We start from the raw sequence: 23714 nt of genomic DNA on the forward strand, positions 1-23714 counted from the left end.
CCGATTCGAGTGTATTCCGGGAGTGGCGCGATGACGAGCACAGCACAGACGAACCGTCGCGGGAGACCAGAGACCCGGGTACGCGCCGTGGGCTCTGGCAACATTCTAGGCCACATGCTCCAACAGGTCCTCCGTGCCGGGGAAGGTCGTGCCCTCCGTCGGATGAAGGCGATCGCCTCCCTGGTCAACGCGATCGAGGAGGACTTCACGTACCTCTCCGACGATGAACTCCGCCTGGAGACAGCCCGATTCCGCGAGCGGTACGCCAACGGCGAGACCCTCGACGACCTCCTGCCGGAGGCCTTCGCAGCGGTCCGCGAGGCGGCGAAGCGCACCCTCGGCATGCGGCTGTTCGACGTGCAGCTTATGGGCGGCGCGGCACTCCACTTCGGCAACATCGCCGAGATGAAGACCGGTGAGGGCAAGACCCTCGTCGCGACGACCGCGGCGTACCTGAACGCGATCCCGTCGCGCGGCGTGCACGTCATCATCGTCAACGAATACCTGGCCAGCTATCAAAGCGAGCTCATGGGTCGCGTGTTCCGTGCACTCGGCATGTCGACCGGGTGCATCGTCGCGAACCAGTCGCCGGCCGAGCGCCGCGAGCAGTACGCCGCCGACATCACGTACGGCACGAACAACGAGTTCGGCTTCGACTACCTCCGCGACAACATGGCGTGGCAGGCCTCCGACATGGTCCAGCGCGGACACTTCTTCGCCGTCGTGGACGAGGTCGACTCGATCCTCATCGACGAGGCACGCACGCCGCTCATCATCTCCGGCCCGTCCTCGGGTGAGGCGAACCGCTGGTTCACCGAGTTCGCGTCCATCGCCAAGCGCCTCACCCCGGGCGAGGACTACGAGGTCGACGAGAAGAAGCGCACCGTCGGCGTCCTCGAGCCCGGTATCGAGAAGGTCGAGGACTACCTCGGCATCGACAACCTGTACGAGTCGGCGAACACGCCCCTCATCTCGTTCCTCAACAACTCCATCAAGGCCGTCGCCCTGTTCAAGAAGGACAAGGACTACGTCGTGATGAACGGCGAGGTCCTCATCGTCGACGAGCACACCGGGCGCATCCTGATGGGCCGTCGGTACAACGAGGGCATCCACCAGGCGATCGAGGCGAAGGAGGGTGTCGAGGTCAAGGCCGAGAACCAGACCCTCGCCACCGTGACCCTGCAGAACTACTTCCGCCTCTACCAGAAGCTGTCGGGCATGACCGGTACCGCCGAGACCGAGGCCGGCGAGTTCATGTCGACCTACAAGCTCGGCGTCGTGGTCATCCCGACGAATGAGCCGGTGATCCGTATCGACCGGACGGACGTGGTCTACAAGAACGAGAAGGCGAAGTTCGAGCAGGTCGCCGAGGACATCGCGGATCGCCACGAGAAGGGCCAGCCGGTCCTCGTCGGCACCACGAGCGTCGAGAAGTCCGAGTACCTGTCGAAGCTCCTCGCGAAGAAGGGCGTGAAGCACGAGGTCCTCAACGCCAAGAACCACGCGCGAGAGGCAGCGATCGTGGCCCAGGCGGGTCGACTCGGCGCCGTCACCGTCGCGACGAACATGGCCGGTCGTGGTACCGACATCATGCTCGGCGGGAACGCGGAGTTCCTCGCTGTGCAGGAGATGCACGCCAAGGGGCTCTCGCCGACGGAGACGCCGGAGGAGTACGAGGCCGAGTGGGACGAGGTGTTCGCCCGCGTCAAGGCCGAGGTCGAGGTCGAGGGCGATAAGGTCCGCGACGCCGGCGGACTCTACGTCCTCGGCACCGAGCGCCACGAGTCCCGTCGCATCGACAACCAGCTGCGCGGTCGTTCCGGCCGTCAGGGCGACCCGGGCGAGAGCCGGTTCTATCTGTCGCTGACCGACGACCTCATGCGCCTGTTCAACTCCGGTGCCGCCGAGAGCCTGATGGGCCGCTCGAACGTCCCGGACGACCTCGCCATCGAGAACAAGCTCGTCGGCCGCGCGATCCGTTCCGCCCAGTCGCAGGTCGAGGGCCGCAACGCCGAGATCCGCAAGAACGTCCTCAAGTACGACGACGTCCTGAACCGCCAGCGCGAAGCGATCTACAGCGACCGCCGCCACATCCTCGAGGGTGACGACCTGCACGAGCGTGTTCAGCATTTCCTTGAGGACGTCATCGATGCGGTGCTCAGCTCTCACACCGCGGATAGCAGCAGCGATGCATGGGATTTAGCCGCTCTCTGGGCTGAGCTGGGCACGCTCTACCCGGTCGGGATCTCCATCGACGAGGTCATCCAAGAGGTTGGTAGCAAGGGTCGTATCAGTGGCGACTTCATCCGTCGCGAAGTTCTTTCGGACGCACAGGTTGCGTACACGCGTCGCGAGGGCGCGCTCGGGCCCGTCGCGATGCGTGAACTTGAACGACGTGTTGTCCTCTCCGTCCTCGACCGCCGCTGGCGTGACCACCTGTACGAGATGGACTACCTCAAGGACGGCATCGGCCTCCGCGCGATCGCGCAGCGCGACCCGCTCGTCGAGTACCAGCGCGAGGGCTACGCCATGTTCCAGCAGATGGTTGGCGCGATCCGCGAGGAGACCATCGGTTTCCTCTTCAACCTCGAAGTCGAGGTGGCGGAAGTCACTGACGCCTCTGCTGCGATCACCGCGAACGGCTTGGACGCCGCGGACGCCGAGCCGGCGTCGCTGAGCTACACGGCGCCCAGTGACGCGGGCGGCGTGGAAGTGCGTGATGAGCGCGGCAGGATCGACCGGGCTGCGACCGACCGTGCCGAGCACGATCGAGCGACGGACGCACCGGCCCCGCAAGTCGCACCATCCACGAGCCAAACGCAGCATCTGACACGCGGTGCGTTCGGGCAGCGCCTTCCCAGTGCTGACGGGCCGCCGACGAACCGTGACCAGCGGCGCGCAGCCGAACGTAATCGCCGCTGACACGGCGCTCTCCTATCTCCCTGATCAAGAACAGAGGACCACATGAGCACCACCACGCCATCGCAGCCCGATCGGGCAACCGGTGCCGACGCCCCACTCCAGACCGCATATGCCCTCTGGGCTGTGTTCCGTCGGCCAGAGCATCCGGCACCTGCTTACGGCGATGAAACGGTCGGTGAACTCGACGCAGCGGTCGCCGACGCGGACGCCGACGGAGTGACGGTCCGGGGTTTCTATGACGTTTCAGGGCTCCGCGCTGACGCCGACGTGATGGTGTGGCTCCACGGCGACGATGCCGCGAGGATTCAGGCGGCGTTGCGCGACCTGCGCCGCACCGTTCTGCTCCGGCAGATGGTTCCGGTCTGGAACGCGATGGGCATGCACCGCGAGGCCGAGTTCAACAAGCTGCACACTCCTGCATTCCTCCGCGGCGAACCCGCCGGCGACTGGATCACGGTCTACCCGTTCATCCGTTCTTACGATTGGTACCTCCTTCCCGACGAGGAGCGCAGCCGAATGCTCCGGGAGCACGGCCTCGCAGGCGCGAAGTACCGGCGCGTCCTGACCAACACGATCGCCACGTTCGCGCTCAGCGACTACGAGTGGATCCTGCCCATGGAGAGTCCCGACTTGGTTGACCTGGTCGACGTCACACGGGCGCTGCGATACACCGATGCTCGCCTCCACGTCCGCGAGGAGCTGCCATTCTTCACCGGGCGCCGTGTGACGACCACGGAGCTCCCAGACGTACTCTCCTGACCGGGAAACGCGCCCCGCATCACCAGACGATGGAGCGCGGGTCCCCGGAAAGCACCTGTCCGAGAAGCAGGTTCATGGACGCTTCGATGTCGGCTCTGCATTCGGTGTCACGTCCGGAGTGATTTTCGTCGTCGACACTCATGTGGTCGCAGTCCCCTCACTCGTCCGAGAACGTCGCGCCCAGTGCGGCGTCCAGATCAGCGATGAGGTCGTCGGGGTCCTCGAGCCCAACCGAGAACCGCAAATGGCCGTACTCCTTGAACACATCCGGGTAGGCGACCACTCGAGCACCGTCGGTGCCGACGTGCACGATCAGCGATTCGTCGTGGCCGAGTGACACTGCCGAGGTGATCAAGCGCAGGTTGCTCACGAAACGGTTCTGTGTCTCCGGATCCCCGTCGACCGCGAACGCGATCATGGCGCCGAAACCACGGCCGCGGAACTGTTGCACGGCAAGCTGGTGTCCCGAGTGGGAGGAAAGCCCCGGGTAGGCCACGTACGCAACCCGCGGATCCGCTTCGAGGAACTCGGCGATGCGCTGCGCTGAGTCCATGTGCCGGGCCAGACGCAGCGGAAGCGTGACAGAGCCGCGGGTGATCAACCACGCGTTGAAGGGCGAGATCGCTCCCCCAACCGAGACCATGGCGTCTGTTTTCAGCGGTCGGATCAGCTCGCGTGAGCCCACCACCGCACCGCCCATCGCGTCACCGTGGCCATTGATGTATTTCGTCAACGACTGCACCACGAGGTCTGCCCCATCTTGCAACGGCCTGTAGAGCGGTGGCGGGGTGAAAGTGGAGTCCACCACGAGCAGGGCGCCTGCCTCATGGGTGATCTGCGCCACAGCAGCGATATCGGTGACCTTCGTCGTCGGGTTCCCGATCGCTTCCACGTGCACCAAGCGTGTGTTCTCTCGGATCGCAGCCCGCACCGCGTCGAGATCGGAGGCGTCCACGAACGTGGCCTGCACACCGTACTTCTGCGGTAGTAACTCCGTGAACAGCCGCCACGTGGCTTCGTACGTGACATCCGCGACGACGATGTGATCGCCACTGTTGAGGTAAGCGAAGAATACGGAGTGCAGAGCCGCGACGCCCGTCGCGAGCACGACGGCGTCCTCGCCGCCCTCCAACGCGGCGAGCTTCGCCTGCAGGCCCAATTGGTTCGCGCCGGAGTTACGGGTGTAAAGGGGGATGTCCGTGCCCGACCAGTTCACGCTCGAGGCGTCCTCTGGGAGGGCGTAGGAGTTCGCCATCACGATCGGTGTCCGGATCGCCCCCGAGCCGTGGTCGACGTGATTGCCGGCGTGGACGGCCTGGGTGAGGAATGCCAGGGTCGCTGGGTTTTCTTTGTCTGGGCGGGAAGTCATGCGGCCAAGCTAGCGTTCGTGCACTAACCCTGCGCCCTTGTTACGCCGCCAACCCGGAACCGTCATCCACGATGAGCTACGATTAGGGCACGAACTATCCGCTCGCGGTCGCGCTTGCGCGTCCAACCGACACGCTCTGCGTCGGAGTTCGTAGCACCTCCATCTGCCTCACTCGGACGATCCGGCACAGCGCCTCGTGCGTCCCGACTCCGTTGCACTTGGCGGACAAGCCGCCCTGACCATGGGGCATCCGCACTCGACCACCAGGAGCACACCTGTGACGTTCTCTGAAATCAGTATCGACCAGGACATGGTGGATGCGCTCGCTACTCACGGCATCGTCGACCCGTTCCCAATCCAGGCCCAGACCATCCCGCTCGCCCTCAACGGACAAGACATCATCGGTCAAGCGCAAACCGGGACCGGCAAGACCCTCGGATTCGGCCTTCCGATCATTCAGCGCATCGGCCCGGACCCCACACCGGGTGTGAAGGTCCTCGTCGTCGTCCCCACCCGCGAACTCTGCGTCCAGGTCGCGGAGGACCTCCAACTCGCAGCCTCGAACCGTCCGACGACAGTCGTCAGCATCTACGGCGGCCGGGCGTATGACGGGCAGGTCGAACAGCTGCAGGCAGGAGCGCAAATCGTCGTCGGGACACCGGGCCGTCTGCTCGACCTCGCTGGGCAGGGACTTCTCAACCTCGCACAGGTGCAGGAGGTCGTACTTGACGAGGCCGACAAGATGCTCGACCTCGGGTTCCTTGACGACATCGAGAACATCCTCCGGTACGTCTCACCGATCCGGCACACGATGCTGTTCGCCGCGACGATGCCCGGCCCGATCCTCGCCCTCGCCCGCCGGTTCATGACACGTCCGGTACACATTCGCGTGAACGACGCCGACGGAGGCCTGACCCAGGCGAATATCACGCACCTCGTGTACCGCGCTCACTCCCTCGACAAGCTCGAGATCATCGGCCGCATCCTGCAAGCGGAGCATCGCGGCAAGACCGTCATCTTCACACGAACCAAACGCGCTGCCGCCCGCCTCGTCGAGGACCTCACCGACCGTGGCTTCCTCGCCGCAGCGGTACACGGCGACCTGAACCAGGAGCAACGCGAACGAGCTATGGCCGGGTTCAAAGCGGGCACGATCGACATCCTCATCGCAACGGATGTCGCCGCCCGTGGAATTGACGTCGTCGATGTCACTCACGTGATCAACCACGCAGTCCCAGACGACCATGACACGTACGTACACCGGGTTGGACGGACCGGCCGAGCCGGTAAGACCGGCATCGCCGTCACCTTCGTCGACTGGGAAGACCTTCACAAGTGGGCCCTGATCGACCGTGCGCTCGAAATGGGGCAGCCGAATCCGGTTGAGACGTACTCCTCAAGTGCGCACCTATTCGAACAGCTCGACATCCCGCGCGGCTCCACAGGGCGCTTGAGCGCACCGTCCCCCCAGGGAGCGGGAGGACGGAGCCACCCAAAGAAGCTCGACCGTGGCCGCCAGCGCAGCTGACCTGGTCGCCGTCGACAGCACGGCCGTTGTCGTCCACGAGCCGACGATGGGCACGGTCGTCCGCGACAGCAGTCGGCGACGGCACTCAGCGGTGCGCGGCGAGCCATTCGTCGAACGTCCCGGTGCTGTGCCGAGTGCCGGGTTCAGGCAGGAGCACGCCGTCCCGCATCGCTTTCCCGATCGCCCCGGGCAGGGTGAGGTGCAGGACAGGATTGTTTCTGCCCGATGCCCGCGCGTAGCGTCTGACGAGGTCTGGCATGGACTCTTCCTGCGGGCCAGCCAGATCCGGGACCATGCCTTGCGGCTCTTGGAGCGCGATTGTGACCAACTCCGCGGCCACGTCGGCAGCGGCGATCGGCTGGCTACGCATGTTCGGGGCGATGAACAGACCGAGCGTTGTTCCGCGGGCGACCGTCTGCTGCGCGAATTCGTGGAACTGCGTCGTCCGCAGCATGCTCCACCTGTCCACGGATCCAGTCACCATCTGTTCTTGGAGCGCTTTCCCGGCGTAGTAGCCCGAGTTCGCTTTGGCGGCGCCGATGATCGAGAGCAGCACATGGTGGGCGACACCCGCTCGACGTTCTGCGGTGAGCAGATTGTCGGTCACTGTCCCGAAGAACGCGACGGCCTTCTTCGTGGAGATCGTTGACGGTGCTGAGACGTCGATGACGGTGTCGACGCCGACCAAAGCCTCCGCAAGACCGGATGAGCTCATCAGGTCCACGCCCTTTGAACGGGACAGGACGACGACGTCGTGACCGGCCACCGCAGCGGCATGTGTGACATGGCGACCGACGGTACCGGTGCCGCCAGCGATCGCGATCTTCATACCCGCTGCTCCTTCGTTGCTGCGACCGTGCGACCCGGGAAGAGCAGGACGATCCCGAGCAGTGCGGCGACACCGAGACTGGCGAGATTCCCGACCCGATCGAAGGTCGAGCCCATCGGGTGGGTGAGGTGGTAGACGAAGTGGAACACTCCGAACACGGTCCAACCGATGCCGGCGAGACGGCCAGGACCATCCGTGCGGGCAAAGATCGCGACGATTGTCAGCGCGCTCAGACCCAGGTAGAAGCTGCCCACGTCGCTGACAAGGTGCTCATCCCAAGCGCCCATCATGCTCACCCAGTGCAGGCCGAACCCGGGGAACGAATCGTAGAAGGATCGAGGAAAGAACTCGGCCCAGATCCCGACGAGGAGGCCCTGGGCAACGGTCAGTGCGAGGATCACTCGCCGAAAAAACGTGTTCATACCCTTCAGGACGACGTGGAGGGGAGAACTGTCAGGTGTCAGGCCTCACACCTGGCCGCAGTGCTTCGTCTTATAGATTTGGAGGCCCAAGATTCACGCACACGATGAACCCACAGTTGACGACGAGCTGATCGGTGAGCGCCGGCATCTGCTCTCGCTCGCGTTCCGTATGCTCGGAACGATCTCCGAAGCCGAGGATGCGGTGCAGGAGACATATATTCGCTGGTACCGGATGGATCCGCTCAAGCGTGAAAAGATTGATGTTCCGCGAGCGTGGCTGACCCGGGTTGCCGGCCGGGTTTGTCTCGACATGCTCGGGTCCGCTCGAGCGCGTCGGGAACGGTACGTGGGTCCGTGGCTACCCGAACCCGTTCCCACTTCCGCGTTCGCTGAGCTCGGTGAGGATCCGCTGGAGCGGGTGACCCTGGATGATTCTGTGAGCATGGCGCTCTTAGTTGTGCTGGAGGCGATGACGCCCGCTGAGCGGGTGGCGTTCGTGCTCCACGACGTGTTCCGATTGCCTTTCCCCGACATCGCGGAGATCGTCGGGCGCACTCCCGCAGCGTGCCGGCAACTTGCGACCTCTGCGCGTGCGCGAGTGCAAGCCTCGCCATCTCGGACGGTCCCGCGGAGCGAACACGATGAAGTCGTTCGCCGATTCGCGGCGGCAACACGAACCGGTGATCTCGACGCTCTCATCAAGGCACTGGACCCCACCGCCGTGCTGCGCTCCGATGGCGGCGGCGTCGTCAAGGCTGCCCGCAATCCGATCTACGGCGCAGACCGGGTCGCCCGGTTCCTTCTCGGCGCCCTGACGAAACAACCACAAGCCGAGGTGGTTGAGCAGCAGACTCACGACGGGCTCGGCTTCGTGATCTGGCGTGAAGGACGCATCACCGGCGTCGTCACGCTCGACGTTCTCGGCGGGCTCGTCACTAACGTCCGAATGGTTGTGAACCCGGAAAAGCTATCCCTTTGGACTCTCCCCTCCGGTGCAGACGAAGGCACGATCACTTGACCGCGCGGCTTCGGTGCGCTCACGCCCCATCGTCCCGACCGTGAGCGGAGGCGCGCGGTCCAACTGGCTGGACCCTTCCGGCTTCTCGCGATACTTTCCGCAACCGTCCAACTCAGCGCATGTGGAGGCCGCCGTTGATGTCTAGGGTCGCTCCGGTGATGAACGCTGCCTCTTCGCTGCACAGGTAGCCGACGGCCGACGCAGCTTCCTCGGAGCTCCCGAGCCGCCCGACCGGCACATGTCGGACTGCTGCGTGGACGGACGCCTCCCCGAGTGCTGTGACAGCTGGGGTGGCGATCAGCGCCGGGGCGACGGCGTTGACGGTGACGCCGTGCGGGGCGAGATCTCCCGCGAATGTTTTCGTGACGGCGATGACGCCGGCTTTTGCCGCCGCGTAATGCACTCCCGCGAGTAGGCTGCCCTGCTGCCCGGCTAACGATGTCAAGTTCACGATGCGGCCCCACCCTGCGGTCCGCATGTTCGCTCCGCATCGCTGACTCAGCAGGAACACGCTGCGGAGGTTGACTCGGAGGACAGCGTCCCATTCGTCGACGCCGACCTCCCAAACGGAACCCGGCGCGGTGATCGCAGCGTTGTTGACCAGCACAGCTGCCGGCCCCCACAGCGCTTCGACTTCGTCGACTGCACGATCGAGGTCGGTGGGATCGCCGACGTCGGCGAGAATTTGTGTGGCGGACCGAAACGTCGAGTCGAGCTGCGAGGCGACCGCTGTCGCCGTAGCCGCATCTCGGTCGACGACGGCGACCCGGTACCCGTCGCGGTGGAGTCGAGCGGCGATGGCCGAGCCGATGCCTCGGCCGGCGCCGGTGACAATGGCTACGCCGGCGCTTCCGATCGCGGCCTTCGAGTCGGGCACGCTCAGATCCTCGGGTCGTTCGGCAAGTCGACGCCCAGCAGGGCCGCACCATGCAGCTCCTGATTGGTGCGCGCACTGAATGCTGCGTGCCGTGACGCGGTCTCGATGTCGCGCCATGCCCGTTGCATCGTTGACTCATCCGCGAAGCTGCTCGACCCGGCCATGTCGAGCAGGTCGGCGACTGCCTGGCGTGCTGTCCGCACCGCGAATGCGACGTCAGCGCGAATTCTGGTCCGGATTCGCGGTTCCGGGAGGCGCCCTCCGGCGGCCGCCTCGTCGACGTCTGCGGCCGCGCGCCGCAGGAGCAGCCGTGCGGCGTCGATACGTGTTGCGGCATCCGCGATGGCGAGCTGATGACTCGGAGACTCAGCTACCAGGTGGTGCTGCGGGGACGACGATCGCTGACCGGACCGGACGCGTCCGATGACCGCGTCAAGGACGGCCGCTGCGATGCCGATGACAGTTCCGGCCAACGGCAAATTGATCGAGAGGTGGAAAATCACCCGAGGCTGGTCGGGGTGAAGGAGTCGGTATTCCCCCGCCGCCATCGCTTCGAGGGAGATGGTCTGATCTTCGTGAATGTCGATACCGTCCGTGATCGCGGTGTCGCTGCCGGTGCCCCGCATTCCCGCGACAGCCCACGTGTGTTCGACCTCCAGCGATGCGGTCGATACCAGCGCCATCCGGCGTTCGGGGCCTGCTGCACCGGCGTCGTCGAGGAAGCCCAGCAAGGTCCAGGGAGCGTGGTTGATGCCTGACATCCACCCCCATCGGCCGGTGAGTCGCCAGCCACCGTCGATGGGTACGGCGGTCCCCGCCGGGTTCGCAGTCCCGCACACGAACGCATCCGGTGTTGCTGCCCAGATCTGCGCCCGCACCTGATCGCTCATTTGGGACGCGAGCAGATTGCCGCCGTAGGCGATTCCGACGATCCAGGACGTAGCAGCGCAACCGGCGGCGAGACGTTCGCAGACGTCGATCGCGGTCACGACGTCCGCGCCGGTCCCACCGAAAGCTCGGGGTGTGCCGAGACGGAGCATCCCTTCCGCCTGAATCCGGTGGAGCACTTCCGGACTGATGGTGCCAGCAGCGTCGTGCCGCGGCGCGTACTCCGTGAGGAAAGGGATGAGACCAGTCGCCGTCTCGCGAGGATCGGACGGTCGGTTGTCAGCTGGCATGACGGGTCCGTTGCGGTATCGGTTCTGGTTGCGGCGTGTAGGTGCCCAGCGCGGTGAGGATCCCGTGGAGGGCGTCAATGGTCGGTGTGGGGACACCGGTCCGGCGACCCGCGTCGATGACCGCGCCGCTGAGGTAGTCGGTCTCGAGCGGGGCTCCGGATTCCCAGTCGCGGCGCATCGAGGACGACGCCTTCGGCGGCAGCGCGGCGATGACGTCGTAGAGGCGCTTCGCTTCGTCAGCTCGGAACGGGACGTTCATCGCGGATGCGACTCGAACGCCTTCCCGCAGCGTCTGCCGGAACAAGGAAGACACCGCTGGGAGGGCGAGTATCGAGGCCGGAGCGCCGGTGATCGTGGTGATCGAGTTGAACGCGGTGTTGAGGATCAGTTTCCGCCACGAGTTCGCGGCGAAATCTGGGTCCGGTTCGATCAGCTGCGGCGCTTTGAAGAGTCGTGAGAGACGGTCGAACGTCGCGCCCGGCGGAACGAGTACTTGGTTGCGTGCGAGCACGTTGACGATATGACCGTGCCGGGCGGCGACGGTGTGCACGATGGTGGGGAGGATCCGTTCGGATGGAACCAGTTGCGGGACTCGCGTGGCGTGATCGATGCCGTTCTGAAGCACCACCACGACAGTGTCCGGCCCGACGACGCGGCGAAGCCACGGTTCGGTCGACGCCGTCTGGTGCGCCTTCGTCGCGATGAACACCCAGTCGGCCGGTTCAGCGTCGACGGGATCAGTGACCTGGCGTGTCTCCATCACCATGAACGACCCGTCGGGATACCGCACCTCTGGCTGAGTGGTCGAAGGTGAGCGCCGATAGATGGTCGCCGATGCTCGCTTCGGGTTCAGTTCGGCGAGGACCGCCAGTCCGATTGCCCCCGCTCCGATGAGGGCGACCCGCGCCGGCGCTGGTTCCCGTTTTCGCACATCGAACCCTGGAGACGGCGTCCGCTCCGAGGCGGCACTCAAGGGTGCCGCCCCACCGGCACCGACGGAACCCTGCCGCCAGTTGGCGTCGCTCATCGGATCTCGAAGTCGTAGACGGAGTACCCGTACGGGGTAGCGCGTTCGTCGCCTTGGAGCCGGACGTACCGCCATGACCCATTGAGCGCGAGGGTGTCCGTGTCGCCGTCGCCGTCGCTCTCGCTGGCGAGCGTGGTCCAGTGGTCGGTCGAGGCGTTTCGCCCCTGGATGCGGTAGCCACGCCCATAGGCGTCTTCCCAGCGGATCTTCGCCTGATGCACCGGCTCGGAGGCGCCCAAGTCAACAGTGAGCCACTGATCGTCGGTGTGCCCGCTCGCCCATCGAGATGTGCTGTCCCCGTCGACGGCGTTCCGTGCCGGTACCGATGCGGATTCATCGTCGGAGGAGCTCACCACAGCGCCGCGAGCGAGATCGGGTGTCGGCGCGCCTTCCTTCGAGTAGACGCGGAAGTTCCACAGGGACACGCCGTAGTTGGTGTGCCGCGTGTCCGCGAGCAGTCGAACGTACCGTGCGGCGACACCGTGGAGCGACAGAGTCTCTTCGCCGCCCGCCCCGTGGGGCATTGCGGCTGCGGTCTGCCACGTCGCGTCAGTGTTGGTGCGCGTCTGGATACGGTACGAGTCCGCATACGCCGCTTCCCAATCGATCTGCACCTTATCGACCGGCACCGTTTCACCGAGGTCGACGGTCAGCCATTCACCGTCATGGGCGCTGCTCGACCAGCGGGTGCTGCTGTCACCGTCCACCGCTGCTTCCCCGGCCAGGTTCCCGCTCTCATCACTCGACGTGGTCACTGGTTTGCCGACGGCGATATCACGCGACGGGTTTGGGGTGGGAGTGTCTCCTGTCGCCACGGTGGTCACCGTGGCGTGTCCGGATGTGGTGCCGCGTGTTGCGGTGACAGTTGCGGTGACGCCGCCGCTGTTTGCGGAGGTCAGTGTTCCATCGGCGGTGATATCCCCGCCGCCGGTCACCGTCCACGCCGGGGCGGCAGAACCGCTGAGGGCACCGCCGTAACCGTCGCGGTCGAATCCGTACGCAGTCAGATGCACTGCAGTGGAAGGCAGGACAGCGGACGCGCGCGGGGCCACAAGCACATCGGATGCCGTCACGGTTGCCGCCGCCGGGGTCCCGTACACGTGCACGTCCCAGATGGAGTATCCGTACCCAGTCTGACGGCTGCGCAAGTGCAGTCGGACAAACCGGGCGGTGGTTCCGACACTGACGCTGTCGGCGGCAGCGTCAGTCTTGTCGACGGTTTTCACGTCGCGCCAATCGCCGTCGGCGCTGTCCGCAACCTGCAGCACGTACTGCTTGGCTGCAGCATTTTCCCAGTTCACACCGACCGTGGTGATATCGGCGGCGCTTCCGAGGTCGATTGTGTAGTCAACGTCGTCGACGCCGTGCTCGCTCTCCCACCGCGTCGTTGGGTCGTTGTCCAACCCGTTAGAGGCCGTGTTCGCCCCGTCTGTGGAGGATGCCGTAGCCGTTGAGTGGTTGGAGAGATCGGGGATACCTGCAACGGATGATGCGACGGCGCTGCCTTCGATACCACCAGCAGTTGCGGTCACATATCCAGATCCGGCCGCGCTGGTCGTGATCGTGCCATCGGCCGTTGCGCTGCCTGGGCCGGTGTAGCCCCACACCGGGGCGGCAGGAAGCTTGGCCAGGTCACCGTATTGGTCGCGCCCTGCGGCTGTGAAGTGTGCCGGCGTCCCCACGACGAGCTGATCGAAGCCCGGTGTGATCGTGATCCCGGTGAGTACGGGTGCCGCCGCAACGCGGAACGAGTACGACGCTTTCGTGTCTCCGACGGTAGCTGTAACGGTGGCTGTATCCGCCGGATCACCTGCTTTGTAGGTGCCGTCCTCTCCGACGGTTCCGGTGTCGGCGCTCCAGGTGACGTGTTCGAGCGGGATCGTGGCACCGTATTGGTCGTAACCGGTCGCTTCGAACTTCGTTGAGGAACCCGGGACAATCGTCCGCGGGTCACCCGTCGTGCTGACAACGATCTTCGCCAGGTGGGCGTCGAGATGCGAAGTGATCTGCGTGTGGGCTGGGACAGAGATCTGCCCGATCACCTTCGTGTCCTCATACACGTTGTAGGAGTGCTGGACACCGTCCGTGTTGTCGAGCACGTACGAGTACGTCCCGTCGGACGCACGGAACACCTGGCTGAGCGGGTCGGACGTGTGCCGGTTGATGACTTCAGTGCCAACCGTCCGGTTCGACATGGCCTGGTAGTAGACCATCCCTGCCATCGACTGCCCGGTCACTGCGGGATCGTTGGCTTTCCAGAGTGCGGCGTGAATGTCGGCGTACGTGTCCGGGTCGTACTGGGCGAGGAAGCCGAGGACCACGTTCCCGAGAGCGTCTCCCATCCCGCTGAAGACCGCTGCGGCGTTCCCGGTGTCGGTTCCCGGCTTGTAGTCGGTCAGATCCACCGAGTAGAGCCGGTTGATGGTGGCTGTGTCTGCGGTGTAGTTCGTCGACAGGTAGGGCAGCAGCGGCGACGGAGTCGGCCAGTCCGTCGGCTGCTTGTCCGCAGTGGCGCTGTCCAGCTGCGCGGGTGTCAGTGACGCCGGCAGTGTCGTCGGGGTCCAGTACTCCGCGGGGAAGACGACGGCGCCGTGATCGTCCACTGAGACGTACAACGTGTCGCTCGCGTTGTCGTATAGCGGGTTCGACGCAGTCTTCTTCGTGACGTATCCCGGGTGGTTCGCTTCAGCGGCGCGGATCGCGTCCTCGAGTTCTCCGATCGCCGCCTGACGGTCTTGGGTGATCTTCGTGTCGCCGTAGCTTCCGACACCCCACCACTTCTTCGTGAGCATCTGAATGTGGCCGGCGTTGCCGCTCACCACGCCGTCCTGCCCGACGGCTTTCGGTCGGTCGCGCATCATCTGTTGCATGATCGATTTCGAGAAATCTGGGTCCCAGCCGAAGTAGTCGAACCACGGCGCGGTCGGCATCCACTGGATGCCGTAAATCCAGGCTGGGTCTGCTGAGAAGTAGGTGGCTTCCGCTTGTCCGGAGTCGAATAGGATCCCGGCCTGGCCATGCTGGTACGCGTCGGGGAACGCACCGTTGCCGTCGTACGTCTTGGAAGCTGTGTTCCCGTGAGCGTTCTGGTAGTAGTCACGGACCGCCGCACGCTCGGTGACGTATTCCATAGCGCCGGTGGCTTGCATGTGCGTGTTACCGAGCACCGTTCCCAGCAGGAACAGACCTGCCTCGGACTGGATTGCTTCGGACGACGATTCCTGGTTGTTTCCGCCAGGCGACGAGACGCCGCCTGCGTTCGAATGTCCTTCCCAGACGCCGAATGTGCGCAGGTGCGGGAATTTATTGTCGTCACGGTCCCAGTTGGCGTATTCCTTCGTCACCAGGGTTGCCATGCCTTCGAACCGCTTCACGAACGCTGGGTCGGCTTGCCCAAGGAGAGCGGTGGCCACTGCGAAGTAACCGTAGTGGAAGTGGTTGTCGTTGAACTGCGCAGAACCGTAGGAGTCCCCGAATCCGATAAGAGCTTTCCACGTCGGATACATGGCGAAGAAGTGCTCGCTCTCACCGGTCGAGTAGGTGTACCAGTCGGTGAGCGCCTTCTCGAGGGTGTTCTGCAGTGTTGCTGCGTCCTTCACGTCGCCGATCTGCTTCGCGACGGTCATGTACTCAGCGAGCTGCTCGAGGTCTTTGCCGCCCCAGTACGTGTCGCCCCCGTACGTGGTCTTCTCGGCGTAGTCCGACAAATACTTCCGCATGACGTCGGTCGCGTAGGGGCTGGCTCCGCCGCTGCTCGGCGTGGCACCGATCGGTGTCATGCCGGTGAAGCTGTAATCCAGCGTCCACCCACCGTGGCCGATGGTGGTCTTCATGGTGCCGCGCGGGGTGGCGTACGTGGCGCCGGTGAAGTCAAGGTTGTTCGTCGTGTCGGCGTACTGGTGTTGCAGCCATCCCTGCACGGTGTCGTGGTTGGTGCCCTGCAGGGCGTCGGTGTCGACGCTCCAATGCTGCTCGACCTGACCCTTGTCGGCGTCGTAGGAGTAATCCATCGTCGTGTTTCGGGGGACAGCGAACGCAGTTTGCTGCAGCTGGTCGAGCGTGAGTCCGGACTTCGGGTCGGCGCTGACCACCAAGTACGGTGTGCCGACTGACGCTTCGATTGCGTTTCCGGCCTGCTTGAACGTTGTGCCGGCCGGTGCGTGCACGCCGAAGACGTGTCCGTCCTGCCGGATCTCGAATCGGTCGGTTGTCGTTGGGAGGGCGATTGGATCGCCGCCGGCGTCGGTAACCGTTGCACCGTCGGCGAGTGTGATCCGAGGGGTCATGCCGTGGAACTCGAACCACTCGTATGGGGAGCCCTGGACGGCGGTGACGTCCATGTACTGGCCGCCGGGACCGTCTTGCGGCATGCGCCAGCTGACGTTCCAGTCGCCCCAGCGGAGCGCGTCTGCTTCTTTCGCGGAGAACGCCGTCGAGAACCGCTGTGGAATTCCGTTCGGTGCGTCGGTGAGGAGCATCTGGTCGAGCAAGATGTGTGCCCAGCCTGCGCTGAGCGCGTCGACCACGCGTACCTGCGCGGTCTTGCCTTCGTATGCGGCAACATCCCACGACGTCCACTGGAGCTGCTCGCTGTTGGTCCCGGTGCTACTTTCGATAACCTTCCCGTCGACCAGGAGCTGTACTGCTTCTTCGTCGGGATGGTTGCCACCGCCGATCAGGAACGCCAGGGTGGATCGGTCGAGCGTGAAGGTAGGAGAGGTGAGGGTGCCAGTGGCACTGTCGCCGGCATCGTCGGGGAACGAGTTCAGGTAGCCGGAGCCCAGCCAACCGGACACCTCGCTTTGACCGCGGTTCGTGCCCGTCGCGGTTGCTGCGAATGCCGTACCAGTAGCCGTCCATCCGGCCGGAACACCGTTCTCGAAGTCCGCTAGGACGCGGTCGGACGCGTCGGGAGTCGGGTTGACGGAACCACCGACGGTGATCGGGTCTTCCAATCGCATCCCGGTGCCATCATCGTTCCACCGCGTGGGGTAGGTGAGCTTCGTGCCGCTCGAACTGTTCGAGGACACGAACGGATATGCCCACATGTCGCCCGAGTATTTGCTGGCGACCAGGTCCGTCCACCATTGATTTGTTGGGACGGGCTTGCCGGCTTGCGACGGGTCGATATAGAGATGCTGATTCAGCGTTGCCTGCACGTCTTTGCTATCCGTGATGCTTGCCGGAGGACTCGGCGCATATGAGCCGTCGCCGACGGCGACTCCGTTCGCAGCAGGCGCTACCGCCGGCGGTGCGTCGGCCGTTTGACGCGCGGCGGCCGCGTGCGCGGGCGCCGACATCTGCAGCATCGCTCCTGCGGTCAGCGCAAAGCACGCTGTGAGCAGCGCTAAGGCTTGGAAGCTGGTTCTCGGCGCACGCATCGGTGGCTCCTGTCGTGAAGGGGTTGCTGTGTACTGCGCTGATGTAGCGCGGAGAGGGTGGAGCGTGGGTCGTCCGGTGTCAACTGGCGGATCAGACTGGACGCCGACGGACGTCAGCGGGTCGTTCGTCGTGTTGGCGGGGTTGCCCGCGTCCGACGAACGGATGCGCGTCCAAGGACGTGCGGTGGGAAACCGTCACGGAGCGACCCTTCCGAGCTTCGGGCGAGACGCCGCACGTTGCTGGCCTCCTCGTTGGGGACAGTCACGCTGTTCGTACTTGTGCTGCGGCCACGTCTGCAGCTTTCGACACATCACGCGCAGCCCGACGGGCAGCGCCGGTGACTTTGCCGTTGAGCATCCCCAACATCACGGATGGCGACGGAGGGAACGCTCCGAGCTGCTGCAGCATGGTTACGTCGTCCCGCACGGCTTCGTGGCCGGTGACGCCTTCGGGTCCGACCCGGAGAACATGGATCTGTTCGAAGTTGATCCGTCGGCCGGTTGCCGGCATCACGCGGTCGGGCTGGCCGTTGCGGAACTGTACGAACGGCCGCCGCTGAATGCCCTGCATCCGGAGTCGAATCCACGCATGTTCCCCGTCGAACGCAGATCCCACGATTGGGAACGTCAGTTCGTCGAACGCACCTCGCATCCACGCACTGGACGCGAGAAGTCCTCCGGCGCCGGGGATTGAACACGCTCGCGGCGCAACTGCGGCCTCCCTATTACGGAAATTCGGCGCCGCAGTGCGCCGTGCGAGCGCCACGTCGCCGGACTCGAGCACGTGGAAGATATCGAGTGCCTGCTGCAATTCACTACGCATGATGAGTGTTCCTTTGAGTTCAGCGGGCGCGCGAAGAAGGTTGGGAACCGTGGTGTCGAACCCCAGTGCACGTCGGCTGTCGCCACTATGACTGGCGTCCAGTGGCGCTACCGCTGGGGCGTAGTCGCCGTGCGGCCCGGCGGGAAACCGTGATCGCACGAGCGCAACAGCCTTCGACTCTCGGCGCGCTCGCTTCCCGGTGTGGCCGCTCCACCCGCGGGACGGCCAGGGGTGGAGCGGCGACACCGGGAAGCGGACCTTCGTCGGTTGAGTGAGAGGGACGATTTTCTTCGCGAATCCCAGGGGCCGACACCGTCCGCATCAATCACGATCATCGACGGAATGTCGCTGATGGCTGCGCTGTCGTTCACGTGACGTGGTTCGCAGTCGCTTCGACGCTCAGTTGCCGGACTGCCGCACTGGCGAACAGTCGCGTCCGCTGCCACCAGATGTACCGCTGCATCAGCCAGACGGACGCTCACTTACTGCGCTACTGCACGCCAGTAGTCGTTGGCTGCCGCGATGGTCTGAAAGTTCGTCGCAACCACTTGCGACGTCGCGATCAGCGCGTCCGGGTCTTCGGAATACACCGGCCGCAGCCGCGTGCGTACCTCCGCGTCAGGTTGCGTAAGCGCCACGACCTTCCGGGAAAGCTTCATGGCCAGCATGAACCCCTCCTCGGCAGTCGGCGTCATCAACGTCGTCAACCACTGCTCAGCCATCGCCGCTCCATCCAATCGCGTAGACGTAAGTCGTGCACGACTAAAGCGTACACACTTGAATCGTGCAAAAGTGAAAGCTTTGTGACCTCACACGCTGCTGCGCGGGTGAGGGGCTCGCTGAGCATGGCGCCGGAGCTGCCGGGAGACCCAGCCTCCGCCGGTGTGGATGCCTCATACAGTTCAGGACGATGTAGCGCCAGTGAATGTGAGGTGGTTCCCGTTTAGGGTGCGCATGCGTCGCTCGGCGGGGAAGGCGGCGGGAACACGCACGAACCATGGACACTGGTCTGCTCGGTCCGGGAACCACCGTTTTGGCCGCAGACATCACAGACGGAGGCGTTGCGTCGTCTTCCTGGCGTGGAGAGTGTCGAGGACGCTTTCGCCAGGAGGATGAGGACTCGGATGATTCACGTGAACATGACCCAGCGGCATCCCACCGCCGCGCGAGTCCGGACCTCGCATCAGACGCGCCTCCCCAGGTGCGCGGCGCGCTGCCGCTGCGGCCTCAGCGTTCACGTTGTTGCGGCGTAACACTGGCGTCGGCCGAGACGCCACGTTCTGGTCCGTTGTGCCACTCGGGTGGTTCGCGATGCCCCTCGGGCTCGCCGGCGTCGGCTCGCTGTGGACGGCAGCCGGCCTTGGCTCGGGAGGGCAGGTGGCCAGTGAGGTGTCAACAGCACTCGCTGGCGTGCTCTGGCTTGCTTTCACCGTGAACTATCTTGTCGTGGGACTCCGACAGCGGTTTTTGCACCGTGCGCACAAGCACCCAATCCAGGGTCCGCTGATTGCGTATGTTCCGGTGATCGGTCTGCTCCTCGGAATCCACTACGGGATGTTGCAGCCAGAAGCCCGCCCGTGGTTCATCTGGAGCTTCGTGGCCCTGCTCGCGTTGGTGGACGCGGTCCTGCTCGGCCACTGGTTGAGCGGCGGGATCTCTCCCGAGTCCCTGCACGCCGGCTACTACCTTCCCGTAGTCGCTGGCCCGTTCATCGCGTCGATCGGGTTACACGCGGTCGGCGCGGGCGCTGCGGCGTGGGCGGAGTTCGGCGCTGGCGTGTTTTTTCTCCTCGTCTTTGGTGGCGTGATCTTCACCCGGCTCATCTCCCGCGCGCCCCTGACGCCTGCATTGCTGCCCTCGACCGCGATCCTCCTCGCCGCTCCCGCCACAGCAGCGATCGCCTGGATGGACGCCGAACACGGCCGCTTCGATGCCGTCGCCGCGGGTCTGGTCGGGGTCATGGTGATGATGCTGCTGGTCCAGCTGACGGCGGCCGCCCAGTACGTGTCGCTGCCGTTGGCGATGAATTGGTGGACGTTTTCATTCCCCATAGCCTCGAGTGCGAACGTGGCCGTCCGCGTCCTCATCGCCGAGCACTCGCCGCATTCGGCCGTCGGCGCCGTTGCGGTCGTCATCACGGTGCTCGTCGCATTCTTAGCCGCAGGAACCGTGATGCTCGTCATTCGTCACACCCGCGCTGACCGTGCCAGGCCGGTTGCCCGAACCCCGTAGCGAGACCGTCAACGACACTCCACTCTGCCCGTCGCATCGAACCCCGGGACGTCTCAGCCATGGTGACGACGTCCTCAGAGGCGAACCACCCTCACTCTGACGGCGGCGGCGAAGCACCTGGGTGGCGGCCGCTATCCCGAACTATCCCGACAGCAGCCCGCTGGGGCCGCTAAGGCCGCCAGCCAAGCGCCCGCTCCTACTGAGTCGCTCACACGGATTTCAGCCAGACATCCGGTCCGAACATCTCGTACCGCACATCCTCATCGGCGATCCCAGCAGCCACCGCTTGGTCCCGTAGGGACTTCATAAACCCGAGCGGTCCGCACATCACCACAACAGGATTTTCAGGCAGCTGCACGTCCTCGAGCCGCATACGACGCCCGTCGAGCCAGGTGTGCAGTGTCCCGTTCTTGAGCTGTTGAACGTTGTTAGCGACTTCCGACCGCAGCGCCCACTGGTCATGCGAACGGTCCGCATGCAGAACCATGACGCGGCGGTCGCTGCCGGCTGCGGTCAGCCCTTCCAAGAATCCAAGCGCCGGCGTACAGCCGATTCCAGCCGTTGCGAGCACCAGAGGGCGGTCCGATTCGTCCAGCGTCAGTTCCCCATACGGATTCGAGATTTCGACGATCGCGCCCGGCTGCAACCCGTGAAGCACGGGCGACACCTCACCCCCGTCATCGCGCTTCACAGCGATCCGACGAACCTGGCCGGGCGAGAGGAGGGAATACTGCCGAACTTGGCGAAGGCCATCCGCAGCCGGAACACGCACGCTGACGTACTGCCCTGGCAGGGCGTCGGCGATTGGTGTGTCGTCGGTCGGGGTGAACGTCATCGAGCGAACCGTGGAGCTCGCCAAGGTGGAATCTGCCACTCTCCATTCCGCCCAGAACGCAGGGTTGGGCTGGGAATTGTGGAGCCGTGACTCCTCAGCAACGAGCAGGTCGGCGAACAGCCAATAGACCTCGGTCCACGCTGCGACGACGGCGTCCGTCGCGGCGTCACCGAGGTCCGCGGCGATTGCCGCGAAGAGATGCTCGTAGACCACCGCGTACTGCTGCGGGGAGACGCCAAGTGATGCGTGCCGATGCGCGATGCGCCGGACGAGATCGATCGGGTGGTCACCGTCAAGCATCAACACGGCAAATGTCACGATGCTGCTGGCAAGAGCGCTCGCCTGCCGTCCCGTTGCCTGATTCGCGCGACTGAACATCCCGTCCAGGAGTTCTGGGTGCGCATCGAAAAGTCTCTGGTAGAACGCCACACTGATTTCCGGCATCCGCGCCGCCAGCGCTGTTGCCGTCGCCGCGACGATGGGCTGAGCTGCATCCGACAAGAGGGACACGCTCGAAGGTGTTTCAGTCATGCCGTCACAGTCGCATCGGAAGCCCGTACGCTGTTGCGAGATGTCCCGTGAAAAAGCGCCAGACCGGCGACGACGTGGAGTGTTCACCCGGCGGCGCGGTGAGGTCCTGGTCGACCTTGCCGAGTACCCGAATGCCACGAGCGCTGAGGTGGCCACGCGGCTCGGTGTGCATCAGAACACGATCCGCGAGCATCTAACCCTTCTGGTGGACGAGTCCTTCGTCGTCGCCGAGGTAGAACGCATCGGCCGTCGGGGGCGGCCAAGAGTCGTATATCGACTGGGTGAACCGACAGCGCCGGTGCTCACCGGACCTCGACTGCGATCTGCGATCGAGCTCGCACGGGCGGAGGCTTGGCTGCTCGAGCGCGAGGATGCTGCTGATGACGAACGGGCTGTCGTCGTGTCCCACCTGGAACGGCACGGTTTCGAACCCGTCGACGGGACACGTGCAGGAGAAGTGGTGGTCCGGTGTCCACTCGCGGCCGAATGGCTACGCCTTGGACCTGCTCTCTGCGCGGCGCACGTCACCGTGCTGGATCGTGTACTCGCGCAGGCTCCACACCCCCCGGAGCAGCAGGCCGCTCAGGTGGTTGGCTACCACCCGCACGAAGTTGCGGGTATCTGCCGGGTCAGAATCGGAAGGCGGCACGACACCGGGCTTGGCGCTTCGCACCCCGTTACTGGGTCTGCGGCTTCGTAACACGCATCCCTGAAACCCCGCGTTCCGGATCGTCGGCAGGCTGCCGTTGAAGGGCGCCGGATGACCTCACACCCGGTCAACCTACGTCGTCCTGACAGCGGACGCACGCTCCGGTCGTGCGCAGAAAGGACCCCACCGAGATGACCCAAGTCAACGTCGGCAAGCAGCAGCCGAAGGCGTATCAGGCGCTGATGCAGCTGAACAACACCATTCTCGAGAGCGCGGCAGAGTCAGGCCTGGATCCGCGACTGATCGAGCTGGTGAAGATCCGCGCTTCTCAGCTGAACGGGTGCGCATTCTGCCTGAAGATGCACACGAATGACGCGATCCAGCACGGCGAGACCGCCGACCGTCTGGCGGTTGTCGCCGCTTGGTGGGAGTCCCAGTACTTCACCGACCAGGAGCGCGCCGCCCTGCAAATCGCCGAAGAAGTCACCCTCCTCAGCGACCACGGCCGGCTGCCCTCGCGCGGCGTCGCGGCCGAGGGAACTCTCACCGACAAGCAGGTCGCGGCGGTCACCTGGATCACCATCGTGATCAACTCGTGGAACCGGGTCGCCGTGTTCAGCCACTACCCCGTAGCGCCGTAGCTGAATGAGTATCGTGTGCGGGCCCTGATCTCATTAGTTCAGGGCCTCGCACGCCCTCGGTGCACTTCCGCGCCTCGGCGTCGGTGGCGGCACCCGGCCACGGCGCAGTCAACCGGCGGCACACCCTTACCTGGCCGGTCGGTGAAGCCCGCCGAAACGAGCACCGTCACTCTGGCCGCAGCAACAGGCGCACCTCAGGCAGTTGCGTCGACGGCGACTACACGGAGCATGCCCTCGCCGGCAGCATCGGCCAGTCCGCCGACGTGCGTCGCGACAACGGACAGGATCTGAGCAGCGTTGACGTCTGCGCCTGCCCAGGCCTATCTCCGCGAGAGCAGCAGTCTCAGGCGATAACCCTTCGCAATACGCAACCGGTACGGCCACTCCCCCGTGCCGCGCGACGATGACGGGGAACTGGCCGGACGAGTGACCGCTCATCCCGCGCACGCCGCTGCCCGTTGCCAGAGCCGCCGCACCGAATGCGCCGACAACGAGGGTCCGTGAGAACGAACGAGGGCTTGCCCCTCGGAGCGACCCGCGCGCCGCGTCTTCGTGATCCGCCGCGTCCTCGGTGGTCGCGTCCACCGGTTGCCACGCTCGGCGCACATCGGTTGCGCTTACGAACAAGGAACCGCATGCGACGGCGACGGGGCCAGGGAGTTGATTCCGGTCGGAGACGTCGGCAGCACGTCG

The 23714-nt window shown here is 65.0% G+C and carries 15 protein-coding genes and 1 pseudogene; 6 read left to right on the plus strand and 10 right to left on the minus strand.

What is annotated here, in order from left to right:
• Positions 1 to 114: 114 nt before the first annotated feature.
• Positions 115 to 2922 carry a preprotein translocase subunit SecA gene (secA, locus tag EDF27_RS02710; RefSeq protein ID WP_132047184.1) on the plus strand — a complete coding sequence of 936 codons (2808 nt, stop codon included), beginning with the start codon at positions 115 to 117 and terminating at the stop codon, positions 2920 to 2922.
• Between the two features lie 42 nt (positions 2923 to 2964).
• Entirely contained in the window at positions 2965 to 3681 is a 717-nt protein-coding gene (gene hemQ, locus EDF27_RS02715) for a hydrogen peroxide-dependent heme synthase (RefSeq protein ID WP_132047186.1), read from the plus strand.
• Between the two features lie 157 nt (positions 3682 to 3838).
• On the opposite strand, the gene EDF27_RS02720 is transcribed toward hemQ, so the two are convergent.
• Positions 3839 to 5050: an aminotransferase class I/II-fold pyridoxal phosphate-dependent enzyme gene (locus tag EDF27_RS02720; RefSeq protein WP_132047188.1), complete on the minus strand. Its 1212-nt coding sequence runs from the start codon at positions 5048 to 5050 to the stop codon at positions 3839 to 3841.
• A gap of 241 nt (positions 5051 to 5291) precedes the next feature.
• Between EDF27_RS02720 and EDF27_RS02725 the strand changes: the two are divergent.
• Positions 5292 to 6512, plus strand: a pseudogene (locus EDF27_RS02725) (DEAD/DEAH box helicase); the annotation flags it as partial.
• A 151-nt stretch (positions 6513 to 6663) separates the two neighbouring features.
• Here the strand turns inward: EDF27_RS02725 and EDF27_RS02730 are convergent.
• Together EDF27_RS02730 and EDF27_RS02735 are read right to left on the minus strand one after the other, a co-directional pair.
• Positions 6664 to 7407 (minus strand): NAD(P)H-binding protein, encoded by a 744-nt coding sequence (locus EDF27_RS02730; protein WP_132047192.1) that lies wholly within the window; start codon positions 7405 to 7407, stop codon positions 6664 to 6666.
• Positions 7404 to 7808, minus strand: a complete 405-nt coding sequence (locus tag EDF27_RS02735) for a hypothetical protein (RefSeq protein ID WP_243698178.1) — start codon at positions 7806 to 7808, stop codon at positions 7404 to 7406. Before EDF27_RS02735 ends, EDF27_RS02730 begins: the two co-directional genes overlap by 4 nt.
• Positions 7809 to 7959: 151 nt before the next feature.
• Between EDF27_RS02735 and sigJ the strand changes: the two genes are divergently transcribed.
• Positions 7960 to 8847: an RNA polymerase sigma factor SigJ gene (gene sigJ, locus EDF27_RS02740; protein WP_347812795.1), complete on the plus strand. Its 888-nt coding sequence runs from the start codon at positions 7960 to 7962 to the stop codon at positions 8845 to 8847.
• 112 nt (positions 8848 to 8959) lie between these two features.
• Here sigJ and EDF27_RS02745 read toward each other — a convergent pair whose 3' ends face one another.
• The 6 genes from EDF27_RS02745 to EDF27_RS02770 all read right to left on the minus strand — a co-directional run bounded on the left by EDF27_RS02745 (position 8960) and on the right by EDF27_RS02770 (position 18855).
• Positions 8960 to 9724: an SDR family NAD(P)-dependent oxidoreductase gene (locus EDF27_RS02745; protein WP_207909552.1), complete on the minus strand. Its 765-nt coding sequence runs from the start codon at positions 9722 to 9724 to the stop codon at positions 8960 to 8962.
• Positions 9725 to 9726: 2 nt separating this feature from the next.
• Positions 9727 to 10902, minus strand: a complete 1176-nt coding sequence (locus EDF27_RS02750) for an acyl-CoA dehydrogenase family protein (RefSeq protein WP_132047199.1) — start codon at positions 10900 to 10902, stop codon at positions 9727 to 9729.
• Positions 10892 to 11929: a 2-dehydropantoate 2-reductase gene (locus EDF27_RS02755; RefSeq protein ID WP_165931332.1), complete on the minus strand. Its 1038-nt coding sequence runs from the start codon at positions 11927 to 11929 to the stop codon at positions 10892 to 10894. The genes EDF27_RS02750 and EDF27_RS02755 overlap by 11 nt, the downstream gene beginning before the upstream one ends.
• Positions 11926 to 17310: a discoidin domain-containing protein gene (locus tag EDF27_RS02760; RefSeq protein ID WP_132047203.1), complete on the minus strand. Its 5385-nt coding sequence runs from the start codon at positions 17308 to 17310 to the stop codon at positions 11926 to 11928. Before EDF27_RS02760 ends, EDF27_RS02755 begins: the two co-directional genes overlap by 4 nt.
• A gap of 262 nt (positions 17311 to 17572) precedes the next feature.
• Positions 17573 to 18133: an ester cyclase gene (locus EDF27_RS02765; protein WP_132047205.1), complete on the minus strand. Its 561-nt coding sequence runs from the start codon at positions 18131 to 18133 to the stop codon at positions 17573 to 17575.
• 482 nt (positions 18134 to 18615) lie between these two features.
• Complete coding sequence (locus EDF27_RS02770; RefSeq protein ID WP_132047207.1) at positions 18616 to 18855, minus strand: hexameric tyrosine-coordinated heme protein; 240 nt, start codon at positions 18853 to 18855, stop codon at positions 18616 to 18618.
• 568 nt (positions 18856 to 19423) lie between these two features.
• On the opposite strand from EDF27_RS02770, the gene EDF27_RS02775 reads away from it, so the two are divergent.
• Positions 19424 to 20365, plus strand: a complete 942-nt coding sequence (locus tag EDF27_RS02775; RefSeq protein ID WP_279433174.1) for a TDT family transporter — start codon at positions 19424 to 19426, stop codon at positions 20363 to 20365.
• Between the two features lie 208 nt (positions 20366 to 20573).
• On the opposite strand, the gene EDF27_RS02780 is transcribed toward EDF27_RS02775, so the two are convergent.
• Positions 20574 to 21731, minus strand: coding sequence for a globin domain-containing protein (locus tag EDF27_RS02780; protein ID WP_132047211.1), 1158 nt, complete (start codon positions 21729 to 21731; stop codon positions 20574 to 20576).
• Between the two features lie 816 nt (positions 21732 to 22547).
• Between EDF27_RS02780 and EDF27_RS02785 the strand changes: the two genes are divergently transcribed.
• A complete protein-coding gene (locus EDF27_RS02785; protein ID WP_243698179.1) occupies positions 22548 to 23021 on the plus strand; it encodes a carboxymuconolactone decarboxylase family protein in 474 nt (157 codons plus the stop codon).
• Positions 23022 to 23714: the final 693 nt, after the last annotated feature.

The organism is Curtobacterium sp. PhB136 (assembly GCF_004346855.1).
GTDB lineage: Bacteria > Actinomycetota > Actinomycetes > Actinomycetales > Microbacteriaceae > Curtobacterium.